At 59.1% G+C, this 12,700-nt stretch carries 15 protein-coding genes; 4 read left to right on the forward strand and 11 right to left on the reverse strand.

Annotated elements, in window-relative coordinates:
- Positions 1 to 186: 186 nt before the first annotated feature.
- The 4 genes from BR41_RS20480 to BR41_RS24965 form a co-directional block, all read right to left on the reverse strand.
- Positions 187 to 888, reverse strand: coding sequence for a response regulator transcription factor (locus tag BR41_RS20480; RefSeq protein ID WP_035060946.1), 702 nt, complete (start codon positions 886 to 888; stop codon positions 187 to 189).
- 111 nt (positions 889 to 999) lie between these two features.
- Complete coding sequence (locus tag BR41_RS20485; RefSeq protein WP_035060957.1) at positions 1,000 to 1,500, reverse strand: hypothetical protein; 501 nt, start codon at positions 1,498 to 1,500, stop codon at positions 1,000 to 1,002.
- Positions 1,487 to 1,708, reverse strand: a complete 222-nt coding sequence (locus BR41_RS20490) for a hypothetical protein (protein ID WP_211251823.1) — start codon at positions 1,706 to 1,708, stop codon at positions 1,487 to 1,489. Before BR41_RS20490 ends, BR41_RS20485 begins: the two co-directional genes overlap by 14 nt.
- Positions 1,665 to 2,708 (reverse strand): M64 family metallopeptidase, encoded by a 1,044-nt coding sequence (locus BR41_RS24965; RefSeq protein ID WP_084187468.1) that lies wholly within the window; start codon positions 2,706 to 2,708, stop codon positions 1,665 to 1,667. The genes BR41_RS20490 and BR41_RS24965 overlap by 44 nt, the downstream gene beginning before the upstream one ends.
- Here BR41_RS24965 and BR41_RS20495 point away from each other — a divergent pair.
- Positions 2,682 to 2,924, forward strand: coding sequence for a 6,7-dimethyl-8-ribityllumazine synthase (locus BR41_RS20495; RefSeq protein WP_084187470.1), 243 nt, complete (start codon positions 2,682 to 2,684; stop codon positions 2,922 to 2,924). The genes BR41_RS24965 and BR41_RS20495 overlap by 27 nt on opposite strands.
- 161 nt (positions 2,925 to 3,085) lie before the next feature.
- Here the strand turns inward: BR41_RS20495 and BR41_RS20500 are convergent, their stop codons facing one another.
- The 7 genes from BR41_RS20500 to BR41_RS20530 all read right to left on the reverse strand — a co-directional run bounded on the left by BR41_RS20500 (position 3,086) and on the right by BR41_RS20530 (position 10,339).
- Positions 3,086 to 3,814, reverse strand: coding sequence for a substrate-binding periplasmic protein (locus tag BR41_RS20500; protein ID WP_051711506.1), 729 nt, complete (start codon positions 3,812 to 3,814; stop codon positions 3,086 to 3,088).
- 80 nt (positions 3,815 to 3,894) lie between these two features.
- Entirely contained in the window at positions 3,895 to 4,668 is a 774-nt protein-coding gene (locus BR41_RS20505; RefSeq protein WP_084187472.1) for an SDR family oxidoreductase, read from the reverse strand.
- 85 nt (positions 4,669 to 4,753) lie between these two features.
- On the reverse strand, positions 4,754 to 5,227 hold the full coding sequence (locus BR41_RS20510; protein WP_035060961.1) for a VOC family protein: 474 nt from the start codon (positions 5,225 to 5,227) through the stop codon (positions 4,754 to 4,756).
- Positions 5,228 to 5,580: 353 nt separating this feature from the next.
- On the reverse strand, positions 5,581 to 6,678 hold the full coding sequence (locus tag BR41_RS20515) for a tryptophan 7-halogenase (protein ID WP_035060982.1): 1,098 nt from the start codon (positions 6,676 to 6,678) through the stop codon (positions 5,581 to 5,583).
- Positions 6,679 to 6,680: 2 nt separating this feature from the next.
- Positions 6,681 to 8,561 carry a LodA/GoxA family CTQ-dependent oxidase gene (locus BR41_RS20520; RefSeq protein WP_051711508.1) on the reverse strand — a complete coding sequence of 627 codons (1,881 nt, stop codon included), beginning with the start codon at positions 8,559 to 8,561 and terminating at the stop codon, positions 6,681 to 6,683.
- A 371-nt stretch (positions 8,562 to 8,932) separates the two neighbouring features.
- On the reverse strand, positions 8,933 to 9,817 hold the full coding sequence (locus BR41_RS20525; RefSeq protein WP_035060963.1) for an AraC family transcriptional regulator: 885 nt from the start codon (positions 9,815 to 9,817) through the stop codon (positions 8,933 to 8,935).
- 129 nt (positions 9,818 to 9,946) lie between these two features.
- Positions 9,947 to 10,339 carry a VOC family protein gene (locus BR41_RS20530; RefSeq protein ID WP_035060965.1) on the reverse strand — a complete coding sequence of 131 codons (393 nt, stop codon included), beginning with the start codon at positions 10,337 to 10,339 and terminating at the stop codon, positions 9,947 to 9,949.
- A 254-nt stretch (positions 10,340 to 10,593) separates the two neighbouring features.
- Here BR41_RS20530 and BR41_RS23840 point away from each other — a divergent pair, with 254 nt between their 5' ends.
- The 3 genes from BR41_RS23840 to BR41_RS20545 all read left to right on the forward strand — a co-directional run.
- Complete coding sequence (locus BR41_RS23840) at positions 10,594 to 10,968, forward strand: helix-turn-helix transcriptional regulator (RefSeq protein WP_084187474.1); 375 nt, start codon at positions 10,594 to 10,596, stop codon at positions 10,966 to 10,968.
- Positions 10,969 to 11,010: 42 nt separating this feature from the next.
- Positions 11,011 to 12,318: a type II toxin-antitoxin system HipA family toxin gene (locus BR41_RS20540; RefSeq protein WP_211251824.1), complete on the forward strand. Its 1,308-nt coding sequence runs from the start codon at positions 11,011 to 11,013 to the stop codon at positions 12,316 to 12,318.
- A gap of 107 nt (positions 12,319 to 12,425) precedes the next feature.
- The coding region (locus tag BR41_RS20545; protein ID WP_035055075.1) for an IS3 family transposase at positions 12,426 to 12,700 on the forward strand (275 nt) is incomplete at its 3' end.

A 12,700-nucleotide genomic window follows, 5' to 3' on the forward strand; every position in this document is an offset into this window, starting at 1 on the left:
TTTAGCGGCTAACGAATCAATCGGCCCGGCTGCTCTGTTACCAATAACCCTTACGCGGCAGAACCAGCCCGTAGCCCGGACGCATTCTGCGGCCGGGGTTGCTGCGCTCACATTCGACCACCCTTGCGTGCTCGGTCACGTCGCTCCCCGGCCGGTGAAACCGTCCGGGCTACATGGAATACCAACCTACGCCCGTTCCAGCCGATAACCGTGGTTATAAATGGTCGAAATCACCAGCCCGTTTTTCTTGCGCAGGGCCAGCGCGTTGCGCAGCTTGCTCACGTAGGTGGCGAGGCTGGCGTCGTATTTGCGGTCGATCACGCCCCAGATTTGCTTGCAGAGGAAATCCTTGGTGACGATCTGGCCGGAGCGGGAGAACAACAACAGCGCCAGATCGAATTCGCGACCGGGCAGGCTCACTTCCTGCCCCGCTGCGCCATTGGCATCGCCGATGAAGACCTTGCGGGATTCGGTATCGAGCGAATAGCGGCCGACTTCGATGCGCTCCGGCTTTTGCGTTTCCGGGTAGTACTTGCGCAGCTGGGCAGCCACCCGGGCGACCAGTTCGCGCTCGCGCACCGGCTTGACGAGGTAATCGTCCGCGCCGGCATTCAGGCCGTAGACGATGTCCTGCTCGCTGTCGTGGTGCGTCACCATCATGATCGGCAGGCTATCGCCCAGGGTCTTGCGCACCTGGCGCAATACGTCGATGCCGCGTGTGCCGGGCACATCCCAGTCCAGCAACAGCAAATCCACTTTTTCGTTGTTCACCAGTTCCAGAAAACTGTCGCCGTCGTGCCGCATCACCGTGTCGTAATGGGCACGCTTGAGCAGTCCAACGATGGTTTCGGCCTGTGCAACTGAATCCTCAAGAATCGCGATTAGCATGGTTGTATTCCATTTCTGTATTGATAAAAACGCCGCTCAATCCTTTGCCGGGAAGCTGTTTGCAAAATCCGAAACCGGGGTTCCGTATTTTGAAAACAACATCCATGCCGACTATTGCGGCTGCGCCGTCTGTGCTTCCGGCGGTTTGTAGACAAACGTCCAGTCCTGATAACTGCTTTTGCCGGCGAATGCCTGGTATCGATCCGGGAATCCACCTTGTTTCTGCGGCGTGCCGGGCGCTTGGCTATAGACGCCCATGATACGGCCATCCGGCGCTTTCACGAGTCCCCACTCGGCTTTTCCGGTAAGCGGGTCGTCATAGAGTCGCCGCAAATGACGTAAGGTATACGGCACTCTTTTATCCGCAAGCAAGTCCTCCAGCGATTCCGGGTAACGGCTGCCCTCGGCGGACTTGTAATAGTGTTCGATCGCGTTGCGGTACTGGTCGCCCACGAACAGCAGCTGGGTCTCTTGCTCGCGCTGGCGGATCTTGCCCCACACCCGGGCGGCCTGCATCGTGCCCAAGCCGACCATGAAGGCGATCATCAATACCCCCAGATAGGCCAGACCACGTTGCAGGCTCAGCCGCCGATGATGGCTACCACTGCGCATAATCGCTCCCGTCCAGCGCCTTGCCGGTGGCACCGCTGTGCACATCGCGCACGCCGGATTCCTCGCCCGCGTTTTCCACCCAGGTATCGCTGCGGCCGGTGATCGGGTCGACCGGCACGTCGCGGATGTATTTATCCGTCACCAGCGTCTGGATCGATTGCGGGTTATTGCCATGATCGGCGCGGTAATCGTCGATCGAATGCCGCATCGTTTGCAGGTTCTGCTTCAGCACGCTTTCCTTGCCCCGGTCGGCTTGCTTGAAATAACCGGGGGCCACCAGCGACATCAACGTGGCGATGATGGCCATGCACCGAAAGCGTGCCCGGCCCTTGCCAGATCACGGTGCTATTGGGGGCTGGTGCAACCTTGTCGATCGGTGAAACGCGATCGTAGATGGCCAAGACAAACGCTTCCGTGTTCACCGGCCCCAAGGGCTGACTTTCGTCACGCATCAGGCTGTTCAAGGTGGGGCGATAGACGCCCTTGGCGAGATAATTAGCGCCTTCGAACAGGCCGATTGTCGAAGCGCTGGCCGTTTCAGGCTGGGTCGGCAGCGGCACATCCGCATCCAGCCAATGCGCCCACGGAATCTGCGCGCGTTCGGTCTGTCTGGTCACGTTGACGGCTTCATAGCACTGCAGCGTGCCGGCTTCATAGGCGCTGGGTTGTTCTTCTCCATATGCCTCGGTGCCCCCGTATTCATCCGCCAGATTGGCAAAGGTGTGCGCGAACTCGTGCAGCACGATGTCTGATGAGGTTCTGTTGGCCACCACCATTGCGCCACCAGCACCACCAAACTGCGCGCTGTTCACGATCATGACGATGAAATCGGCATTGGGCAGAAGCTGCTTTTTCATGGTCATGACACGCCGGCTGTTGCAGGTGAGCATGCGATCTACGTCATTGGTGTAGTAGCTGCACAGAAATGCGGTATCGCGCAGGGTGCTGCCATCTTCTTTGGACGCACCGCTTTCGCTTGACGGGACAAATGCAGCGTAGGCATTGAAGTAGCGGGTGTAACCGGATAGCGGCTCGATCATGATTGCCGCGTTGAAGCGGGCCACATCTTGCATGAAACGGTCTTTCTGCCCGGCCAGATAACCGTCACCCAGATAGAGCACGTTGATGCGTAGAAGCTCGCCCAAACCGGCCGTTACGACGCGATCATCGCGGTTGGCCTCGTGACCAATGGCGGCATTTACCGGCACGAGTTCGTAGCATCCGCCGTGATCGACGGGTTGATGCAGGTGCAGCTCGAATCAGACGTGCCCGTGCTGTCTGCGGTGCTCACGCCGCGCGACTTCCACGAGCACGAAGACCATCACCGCTTCTTTGCGGATCACTTCGTCAAGAAAGGGATCGAGGTGGCACGGGCCTGCCTCGAAACCATCCGGAGCATGAAGGTGCTTGCAGCAGCGCTTTGATGGGCTGAGGCATGAAACAGGGGCTGCAGTTGCAGCCCCTGTTTCATGCGTTGGCGAGTCTTATCACGGGCATCGGGTAGGTTGGGTTGAATGAAATGAAGCCCAACAATGTTCACCGCATGCACGTTGGGCTTCGCTACGCTCAGCGCCAACCTACGCCTTCATTGATCAGCGATGTATTGGTGCTCAATGCGCCGGTATTCACCGTTACTGCGGATGATGGCCAGCCCGGCGTTAAAACGATCACGCAATTTGGCGTCGCGAAATAGAAGCTTGTACTGCGTCGGTGGAAAAACGGCATCGAGCCGCAATGGCTGTCTGATGTCGAATTCGGCCTGAAGCTTTGTGTTGAGGTACTCAAAAATCAGCTTATCGGCAACGACCACCTCCACACGGCCGCTATAGAGCAATTTATTTTGCGTGAGCTGGTCTGGGTACTCTTGATAGTGCGAAGCGTGCTTGATGGCCTCGGCATAGACCGGCCCAAGCGAGACATCGGCATTCTGAAACGCGGCCACACTATGGCCGGCAAGATCTTCGATCCGCTTGATTGCAAAGCCGCGGCTTCGCAGCGTAATCGCGTAGTTCCGGTAGCTGATGTGCGCATCGGAAAAATAACCGTCCTTGCTGGCTCCTTCGTTCACCGACGTCACCACATCCAGCTCCCCCGCCTTGGCCATGACGAGTGCACGCGCCGGCGGGAGGTAATCCACGTGTATCTTCAACCCGACTGCGACAAAAGCGGCACGAACGATATCGATCTCTAAACCGCTTTGTTTTTCGGGAAGCACGTAGGGCGGCAGCACATAGCCGGTACCAATGCGCACTACGTCATCCGCTGTGGCGGTGAGTGCCACGGTGAGCAGGAGTAGCGAAAACAGTCGTGCCATTTCCTATTCTCCTTGCCTTGGTCAATGAGCCATCAGCGATAGGTTGAAGGATAAGCCACGGCCCTACTCGCTAACTGGCCTCAAAGCGTTCTCGTCCGACCACCGTCCGCATCCAGAATCGTGCCTTGGCAGTAGCCGGATACGCCTGAGGCCAGGAAGGCGACCGCAGCGGCGATTTCAGCGGGATTGCCAAAGCGTTTCACCCCGAGCGAATCCGCCAGCTCCAATGCCGCTTGATCCGCTGAAATACCCTTTTCAGCGGCCAGCGCCGTGATCCGTGATTTCAAGCGGTCCGTCGCGATGTAGCCGGGGTTGATGGCGTTGACTTTGACGCCATCGGTGATGCCTTTATCAGCGAGTACCTTGGTGAGATTGAGCAAGCCGGCATTCACCGCGCCGCCAATGGCGAAATCCGCACTGCCGGTACGCCCACCAATCCCGACGATATTGACGACGCTGCCTTGCGACTTGCTCAAATGCGGCCACGCGGCCCGGATGCAGCGCACGGCGCTGTAGAACTTGAGCGCAAAGCCGTCTTGCCAATCGTCTTCGGACAACTGCAGAAAATCACCGCGCTTGGTGGCGCCAGCATTGTTCACCAACAGGTCGATCTGCCCGAACTGCGAGATCGCAAAATCGATGAGCAGCTGCGGGTTTTTCTCATCGCGCAGATCGGCGGGGAAAATCACGGTTTCGGTTTTGCAGGACTCAGCAACGTGCTTCAGGTCTGCTTCTGACCGGGCAGCAAGGACAAGGCGCATCCCTTCTTGCGAGAGCAGTTCGGCAATGGCGCGACCGATACCACGGCTGGCGCCGGTCACGATTGCGACTTGGTTGGTGAGATTCAGGTTCATCGAGGATCGCCATTCAAAACGTGAGGATTCAAGACTAAGCGGAATGCGGGTGGCGGGCCAGCGGGCTGGGGCCTGCCCGACAACGTCACAAACCGTCGTAGGCCCGCTGCAAGGAGGCGATATCCAGCTTGGTCATGCCCATCAGGGCCGAGAACGCGCGCTGCGATGCTGCGCCATCTGCGGTGTTCAGGATCGTATTCAACATGCGCGGCACGACTTGCCATGACAAGCCGTATTTATCCGTCAGCCAGCCGCATCGGCTTTCCTGCCCGCCTGCGGTGAGCTTTTGCCACAGGGTATCGACCTCTGCCTGCGTATCGCAGTGGGCAATGATCGAGATAGCCGGGGAAAACTCGAACACCGGGCCGCCGTTGAGCGCCAGATATTCCGTGCCATCCAGCTCGAATTCAACGGTCAATACCGTGCCCGCCGGCAGCGGTGCGCCTTCGAGGTAGTACTTGGTATCGGTGATGCGGGAGTTGGGGAAGAGGCTGACGTAGAAGGTGGCGGCTTCTAGTGCCTGATTGTCGAACCAAAGGCAGGTGCTGGTGCTTGGCATGGGGACTCCGGGGGGATAGCGTTTGGGGGCTGGGTTCCTAGGCAGCGTGACGCCTATTCAAGTCTTTTTTGTGAAAGTTTGCCGCTGTCATCCCCCCCTTTTTGTGTCGTGCGAATCTTTGATTTGCTCAGGCATAGGGGGTTAGGGGGGATTTCTGCGGCATCTCAAAAATTGACGCGACGTCGAAATCCTCTGGCTGAGCGAATCTCTTCGTGCAAATCTTTGATTTGCTCAGTGATGAGATTCGCACGCTCACAATCCCCCTTTAAAAAGGGGGAAGTAAAACCTCGAAGCGCTTCGAATACCCGGTTTTGCAAGGTCGTGAACAGATTCCAAGAGGATAGCCATTCGTTCTACGCCAACACCACTTCCCGCTGCCGTCTCTGCCAAAACACCGCATCCCTCCAGCGCTTTTCCTCGCCATACCAAAACCCGAGATGCTGCCGATACGCAGTGGCGATGCTCTCCAGCTCGTGGCAATAGCCATCAGATGCGGTGGCATCGCCTCGCAGCCCGCGGTCACACGCTTCTGCGGCGGCAAGGCCGGTATAGAGCGCGTTGAACAGGCCTTGCGATGAGAGGGGATCGAAGCTGATCGCGGCATCGCCAACGGCAAACCAGCCAGGGCCGGCCGGCGGGGTGGAGATGGCGGAGTGGGCGGCGGTGAGCTTCACGTCGGTATCCGCGACAAAGCCAGCGGATTCGAGCAGCGCCCCCAAACCGGGCAGTTGCCGCGCCGTGCTGGTAAGCCAGTCGGCATTGCGCAATGCCTTGGCGATGGGTAAATCCGCATCGGTATGGAAGGCGAGCACGCGGCGTTGATCGGGAAGCGGTGCGCTGTACCACCAGCCGTGTTCGACCGCTTCGATATGCGATAGGCCGTCACCGGCCTTGCCGTAGTCGCAGCCGTAGAGCCAACCGCAGATGAGCTTGTCCTGGCGAACGCGGCGGGCACCGAGTTTTCTGGCGAGCATGGCGTTACGCCCGCCGGCATCGATAAGCACTTTGGCGCGCAGTTGGCACGGGCCGGCCAAGGTCTCCAGCGTGACCAGCCAACCTTCCTCCACTGCCATAACAGCGGTGAGCGTGGTGGAAGTGAGCAAGGCTGCGCCGCGTTCCACGGCTTTGTTGCGCAGCCAGGATTCGAAGCTGGCGCGGTCGAGATGCCAACCGTGGCCATCTGGATCGCGCAGGAAATCCTGCTCGGCCGCCACCCCGCCCCAGACGGAGCGATTGCCGTGGCAAGGAGCGTGATCCTGGCGCACGAACTCGTCCCACAGGCCCATATCCGTCAGCAGGCGGCGCGCAGCCGGGGGGAGCGACTCGCCGATGCGTTGGGCGGGCGTGGCGAGCCGATCCACCAGCAGCACGTGGTGGTGCGGGGCGAGGTTGAGCGCCGCCGTCGCGCCCGCCGGCCCTGCACCCAGGATGAGGACGTCAGCACGGAGCATGGTCAACTCCGGCGATGACTGCCGAGATGGCGGGCTTTCTCCACAGTGGTCAGGTCGATGTCTTCGAACTCTTCCGACACGGCGGCGGCAAACAGCCGCTTTTCGCCGGTGGGCGGGGGCAATTGCTCCACTTCGAGGCAGGCCGGGAAACCGGAGCCGTCCTTTGGCCCTTCGCGGACTTCGACAATGCCCATCTGGGCGATGTCCTTGATCATGTTGTTGATCTGGTCCTGATAGCTGATGGCACCGAGCGGACGTATCCAGGCGGCGCGTTTAGCGAAGGCACGCAGGCGATCTTCGATGGGCAGCGCCTCGTTGATCACGGTTTCGTAGGCTTGTTGGCTCATGACCTGATTGGGCACGCGCGCCGGCCAGAACGTTGGCACGTAGGGGTCGTAGCTCTTCTGGTAGCCGGAGCGGCAGCTGGCGGTATCGGTCTGCCACGGCACAGCCATCCAGCGGGTGACGCCGCCAGCAGCCTGGGCACTGCATGGGTCGCCGATGTTGTCGGGTGTCAGCACCGCGCCATAGTCCGGCGCGATCCAGTTCTTGGGCCGATGGGCGATCCGGTACGGGGCCATGTACATGCTGCCTTGCCGCATGGGCCAGGTCATTTCGCAGCCGGGGTGGAAGGCATCCGCCAGACAGAACTCCATGGCGGCGCGAATGAGCGTTTCGGGTTGATCGGCCAGCGGCACGTCGTCGATACATTGCGGCGGAATGGCGGTCGGGTTGTAGTCGGCAACGAAGTCGCCCGCGGCCCATTGCTTGAGGAACAGCAATTGCAGATCGCTGAGCGCGGCGTTCTGGAGCGGGGTTTCAGCCGGCGGAATGGCCATCGCATCCCCATAGAGCCACGGCCACGGCGAGGGGGCCCACGAATCGCGCTTGAACTGGCGGAACTGGTTGTACAGCGTCAGCCGCCATTCCTTCAGGTTGTCGGATGGGCTGGCGAGCTTGGCCATCCATTCGGCTTGGCTGAACGGGGTGCTGCCACCCCAGCCAAACGCAGCGGCGAAGCCAGCGTTGACCCATTGCAAGCGTGACAGGCGCTCAAAAATCGGCCGGATATCGTTCTGGAACGAGGGCTTGGCCGGCGCACTCAGGCTGCCTTCACTGACGAACAGGCCGCGCATCAAGTCCCACATGGTTCGCACGGATTTTTGCTGCGGGGCGTAGTTTGGCGGCGCAACGACGACCCAGGCCGGATCGACGGGAATTTCCTTGCCTTGGTACTGCACCGTCGCCGAGACAGGGCCATCGGCAACATCGTCGTACCAGCCTTCGTTATTGGCGAAGGTGATCGCTTCCGCGCCGTTCCACGAGGCGGATTTGCCCCGGCCGCCCAGAACGAACAACCGGCCTTGCGCATCGGTGCGCAACTCACCCAGATAGACGTCTTCGCCCATGAAACGACCGTTATCGAAGGCATAGGCCTTGCCCCGCTGATCGCGACCTTTGATCTGGCGCTCGCCGGGGGTGATGCTGAGTACCGAGCGATCTGCCACGGCCATGTTGCGCAGGAAGGAAGGCGGCGCGGTGGCGGCTTCCGGGATATCGAGCGCGATCTGGAACTGATACCAAGCGGCCTTGGTATTGGCGAGGGTGGCGGCCCACTGGATGTCGGCGTTGTCTGCCGTCAGCTCGGCCACGACTTCGCCGGCGGCATTGAACCCGTAGATGCGGAAGCGGGCGGCTTCACGCTTGATCGCACCGGTATCGTCACGATAAGAACCGGGCACTGCAGGGGCGGGCTCCGGCACTTCCGGCCCGAAGTAGAAGCCTTCCAGACTATTGCCGACACGGGCAATGCCGATGGCCGGGTAGATGCCCGCTTTGACGATGGTGGTATCGCTCGGTTGAACCTGAGTGGTGACAGACATGACTAGACTTCTCTCCATTCCGGGTTGATATGCAGACGGCATGGATCGCACTATCGACCATGCTTACTCATTTATCCAGAATAAAGTAACCGTCATGTTCGGATTTTTGTGGGGGTGTTTGGCATCCGCATATTCTGAGGTTTGGCGCCTTGTAAAGAGCCTGTTCACGATCTGGCAAGACTGCGTATTCGAAGCGTTTCAAGGTGTTACTTCCCCCTTTGTGAAGGGGGATTGTGAGCGTGCGAATCTCATCACTGAGCAAATCAAAGATTTGCACGAAGAGATTCGCTCAGCCAGAGGATTTCGACGCCGTGGCAATTTGAGATGCCGCAGAAATCCCCCCTAGCCCCCTTCAAAAAGGGGGGAATGCGTTACTTGATGGGCAGAAATACGTCGGTGATGGCTTCGTGCTCCGCCACGTCCGGAAAGAATTTGACGCGCTGGAAATACAGCGGGAAATCGCGCAGTTCCTCGCCGCTTTGCGGCAGCCATTCCGCATAGAGATGGCGGATGGTCTCGCCCAGCGTGTCGGTGGAGCCGATATGCCGCAGCACAGCGCAACGGCCGCCCAGGATCACTTTGCGCACCACGCCGAATTCGTTCGCGGGGATATCTCGATCCGTTGCGGCGCAGAGATCGAAGCGGTAGTCCTCTGGGGCGGTTTCCAGCGGATTGTCGTAGGCGATGTTGAACGTGGCGCTGATGCTGGGCGGCAATTTGTTCTGCTTTCGCCATTCGATGAATGTGCGCACGCTGTTGCCGACCAGAGCGGGATCGCCGCGATGCTCCAGGACGGCGACATTGGTGTCGTTGAAGTGGATGATTTCAACGTGTTTGGCTTGTTGTGTTGGCTTCATGTGATTGACCCTCAGTTCGCTTAACGGTTGGTAGATGGCGTACCAAGGGCCCCACTGCGGCTGCTTTCTGAAGTCGGACGGGGATTGCCCGATGCTCTTCTTGAATGCACGGGCAAACGCCTCCGGCCCTTCGTAGCCACTCTCCAGCGCGATATCGATGATCTGGTGGTGGTTGCGAAATGCGAGCTGATGCGCAGCGCGTTTCAAGCGGCATAGCTGGACGTACTTGAAGACGCCGATGCCGAAGAACTCAGAAAACTGCCGGTGGAAATGATATTTCGAGAATGCAGCCACGCTGCAGAGTTGCGTGACGGAAAGATCCCCATCCAGATTGGCATCGATGTACTCGAGCACGTTGCGAAATCTGACGTGATAGCGTTCTGCGGTGGTTGTATTCAATGAAGTATCTCCTTGGCCATCGAGAGACTATGGCCCGCAAGCCAGCCACGCCTGACAGAAGTTGCTGAATTGGTTTCGCGCCATAAACGCGGCTGTTGGGCTTTGCTCAGCGGCAGCCCGGTGCCGGGTTTACTCAGGGTAGTGACAACACACGCCGATCTTGTTGCCATCCGGATCGCGAAAATAAGCGCCGTAGTAATGCGGGTGGTAGTGAACACGCAAACCGGGTTCCCCTTCGCATATGCCACCGTGCGCCAGCGCTGCTGCATAGGTGCGGTCAACGATGGCGCGGCTTGCCGCCTGCAACGCCACCATCTGGCCGTTGCCGGGCGTGGCCTCATCACCGTTGAACGGCTTGCCGATCAGGAATAGCGGGCGCGGCGCATCTGGAGCTACCCAGCCCGCCCAAGGCTTGTCTGCCTCGCAGAACTTCAGCTGCAAACCGAGTTCAGCCATGACTGCCGAATAGAAACTGAACGCGCGATCAAAGTCCGTCACACCGATGTGAACGTGTGAAAACATGCTTCGGATTCCTGTTGTGAGCGGCGACAGCCGTGACGTTAGCATGGTCCGCAACCATCAGTGTCTCTGTGCTGCGAATGACAGCAACAGTAGGTAATCAGCCATTCTCCACACCTTCCCTCATCAAAAAAACAGCATATCTTTTGTATTTTTCATTTACACACTTAAAGCTGTAAAACATAAATACACTAAATAAGCTGTTTTCGTCGTTTACAAAAGATAAACTGTAAAAACATCACCCCTCGGAGTTTGCCGTGGACTATCCCATCAAGACCCTCACGCTACTCAAACCCATCCTGCAAGGGTTTCGCAAGGCCAACGGGCTCACACAAGCCGCCTTGGCCGAGCGGCTTGGCATTACCCAGCAAAGCTACGCCCAGCTTGAAGCCAACCCGGCTTCGGTCAGCGTGGAACGGCTCTTCAAGGTATTGCGCATTCTGGATGTCGAGCTGGTATTGACCGGTGATGTACCCGCAGGCCCGAAAAAGAGCCGTGCTGAGGTGGCCGCGCCAACGCCAACCCGCGTGGCCGAAAAACAACCGACCTCCTGGCACCTGGCAGAGCCAGCAAGCGATTACATCGCGCCTCGCCCGGTGACCGATCCCACCAAAAAGAAGGAGCGCTGGTAAGCAATGGGGCGTCGTTCACATACACAGCGGCTCAATATCTGGATGAATGGTCTCCCCGTTGGCAGTTGGGAGAAAACCCGTAGTGGGGAACTACTGAACTATTTCGACGAATGGATTACGGACGAGCAAGGTCGTCCGCTGTCCCTGTCTCTCCCCCTCACGCCGGGCAACCAAACCCATCGCGGGTCGTTGGTGACGGCGTTCTTCGACAACCTGCTGCCGGATAGCGAATCCATCCGCCGCCGTTTGGCGCTCCGGCACCGGATAGGCAGCACTGAACCATTCGAGTTGCTGGCTGCCCTCGGTCGGGACTGTGTCGGCGCGATCCAATTGCTGCCGCCCGATGAAGAACCCGTAGATTTGTACGCCATCATCGGGGAAGCGCTGGATGAGCGGGACATAGCGCAAATGCTGCGCAGTGCGACCAGCGCCGCCCCACTCGGCCAACAGAACCATGAAGGTGACTTGCGGCTCTCCATCGCCGGCGCACAAGAGAAAACCGCCCTGCTCCGCCATGATGGTCAGTGGCTCCTGCCCCACGGCAGCACGCCCACCACGCATATCTTCAAGCTACCGCTGGGTTTGGTGGGCAATATGCAGGCCGACATGCGCACATCGGTCGAGAATGAATGGCTGTGCGCCAAAATCGTAGCCGGGTATGGACTGCCGGTGGCGGCCTGCGAAATGACCTGCTTCGAAGATCAAAAGGCGTTGATCGTGGAGCGGTTCGATCGGCGCTTGGCAAGCGATGCCAGCTGGTTGATCCGTCTGCCGCAGGAAGACATGTGCCAAGCCACCGGCACGCCCCCGTGGCAAAAATATCAAGCCGATGGCGGCCCAAGCATGGCGGCGATTCTGGCGCTGTTGAGTGGCTCAGAACAGGCTGAGCAGGATCGGCGTGACTTCTTCAAATCCCAGATCGTGTTCTGGCTGCTGGCCGCCACCGATGGGCACGCCAAGAATTTCAGCATCACCCATCTGCCAGACAACCGTTACCACGCCACCCCGTTGTACGACGTGCTGTCCGCGCATCCGATCATCGGCTCGGGCCAGAATCAGATCGCACCGCAGAAGGCCAAGCTGGCGATGGCGGTACGTGGCAGCAGCAATCATTACCTGATCGACAAAATCCAGCGCCGCCATTGGCATTCGCAGGCGCAGCAGGTTGGGCTGGGCGCGAATGTGGCGGAAGAGATCATTGAAGAAGTGATTGGCGAGACAGAAGGCGTGATCAACACGGTAAGCGATGAATTGCCAGCTGATTTCCCGCTGGATGTGGCATATGCGGTGTTTGAAGGGATGGAAGTGCAATGCGGCAGGTTAGCTGAGATGCCGGCAGGGCCGGATTAGCGCCAGGTTTTTAAGCCCCCTCGCCCGCTTGCGGGAGAGGTGTAGTGGTTCAATTTCCCCGGACACCTCAATAGGTGGTAAATCCACCTTCTGAGGGAAATGAATCAATGACACAAACACGCAGAACCTTCGACAGCAGCTTCAAGCTGCAAGTCGTCAAGATGATCAAAGACCAAGGGCTGAGCGTGGCACAGGTCTGCCGGGATATGGGGCTGGGCGAGACCAACGTACGCAAATGGCTCAAGCAGTTTGAGGCCGAGCAAGCCGGTCAGCCTGGACCAGGACTGCCGCTGACGGCCGAGCAACAACGCATCCGGCAGCTGGAAGCCGAGAATCGCCAGCTGCGCCAGGACAACGACATCCTAAAAAAAGCATCGGCCTT

It is taken from the genome of Andreprevotia chitinilytica DSM 18519, assembly GCF_000711875.1.
GTDB lineage: Bacteria > Pseudomonadota > Gammaproteobacteria > Burkholderiales > Chitinibacteraceae > Andreprevotia > Andreprevotia chitinilytica.

Excerpts from the sequence above, each read along its gene's own strand:
- BR41_RS20480 (WP_035060946.1), bottom strand. The coding sequence starts at position 888 with ATGCTAATCGCGATTCTTGAGGATTCAGTTGCACAGGCCGAAACCATC.
- BR41_RS20485 (WP_035060957.1), bottom strand. The coding sequence starts at position 1,500 with ATGCGCAGTGGTAGCCATCATCGGCGGCTGAGCCTGCAACGTGGTCTG.
- BR41_RS20490 (WP_211251823.1), bottom strand. The coding sequence starts at position 1,708 with ATGCGGCATTCGATCGACGATTACCGCGCCGATCATGGCAATAACCCG.
- BR41_RS20500 (WP_051711506.1), bottom strand. The coding sequence starts at position 3,814 with ATGGCACGACTGTTTTCGCTACTCCTGCTCACCGTGGCACTCACCGCC.
- BR41_RS20505 (WP_084187472.1), bottom strand. The coding sequence starts at position 4,668 with ATGAACCTGAATCTCACCAACCAAGTCGCAATCGTGACCGGCGCCAGC.
- BR41_RS20510 (WP_035060961.1), bottom strand. The coding sequence starts at position 5,227 with ATGCCAAGCACCAGCACCTGCCTTTGGTTCGACAATCAGGCACTAGAA.
- BR41_RS20515 (WP_035060982.1), bottom strand. The coding sequence starts at position 6,678 with ATGCTCCGTGCTGACGTCCTCATCCTGGGTGCAGGGCCGGCGGGCGCG.
- BR41_RS20520 (WP_051711508.1), bottom strand. The coding sequence starts at position 8,561 with ATGTCTGTCACCACTCAGGTTCAACCGAGCGATACCACCATCGTCAAA.
- BR41_RS20530 (WP_035060965.1), bottom strand. The coding sequence starts at position 10,339 with ATGTTTTCACACGTTCACATCGGTGTGACGGACTTTGATCGCGCGTTC.
- BR41_RS20540 (WP_211251824.1), top strand. The coding sequence starts at position 11,011 with ATGAATGGTCTCCCCGTTGGCAGTTGGGAGAAAACCCGTAGTGGGGAA.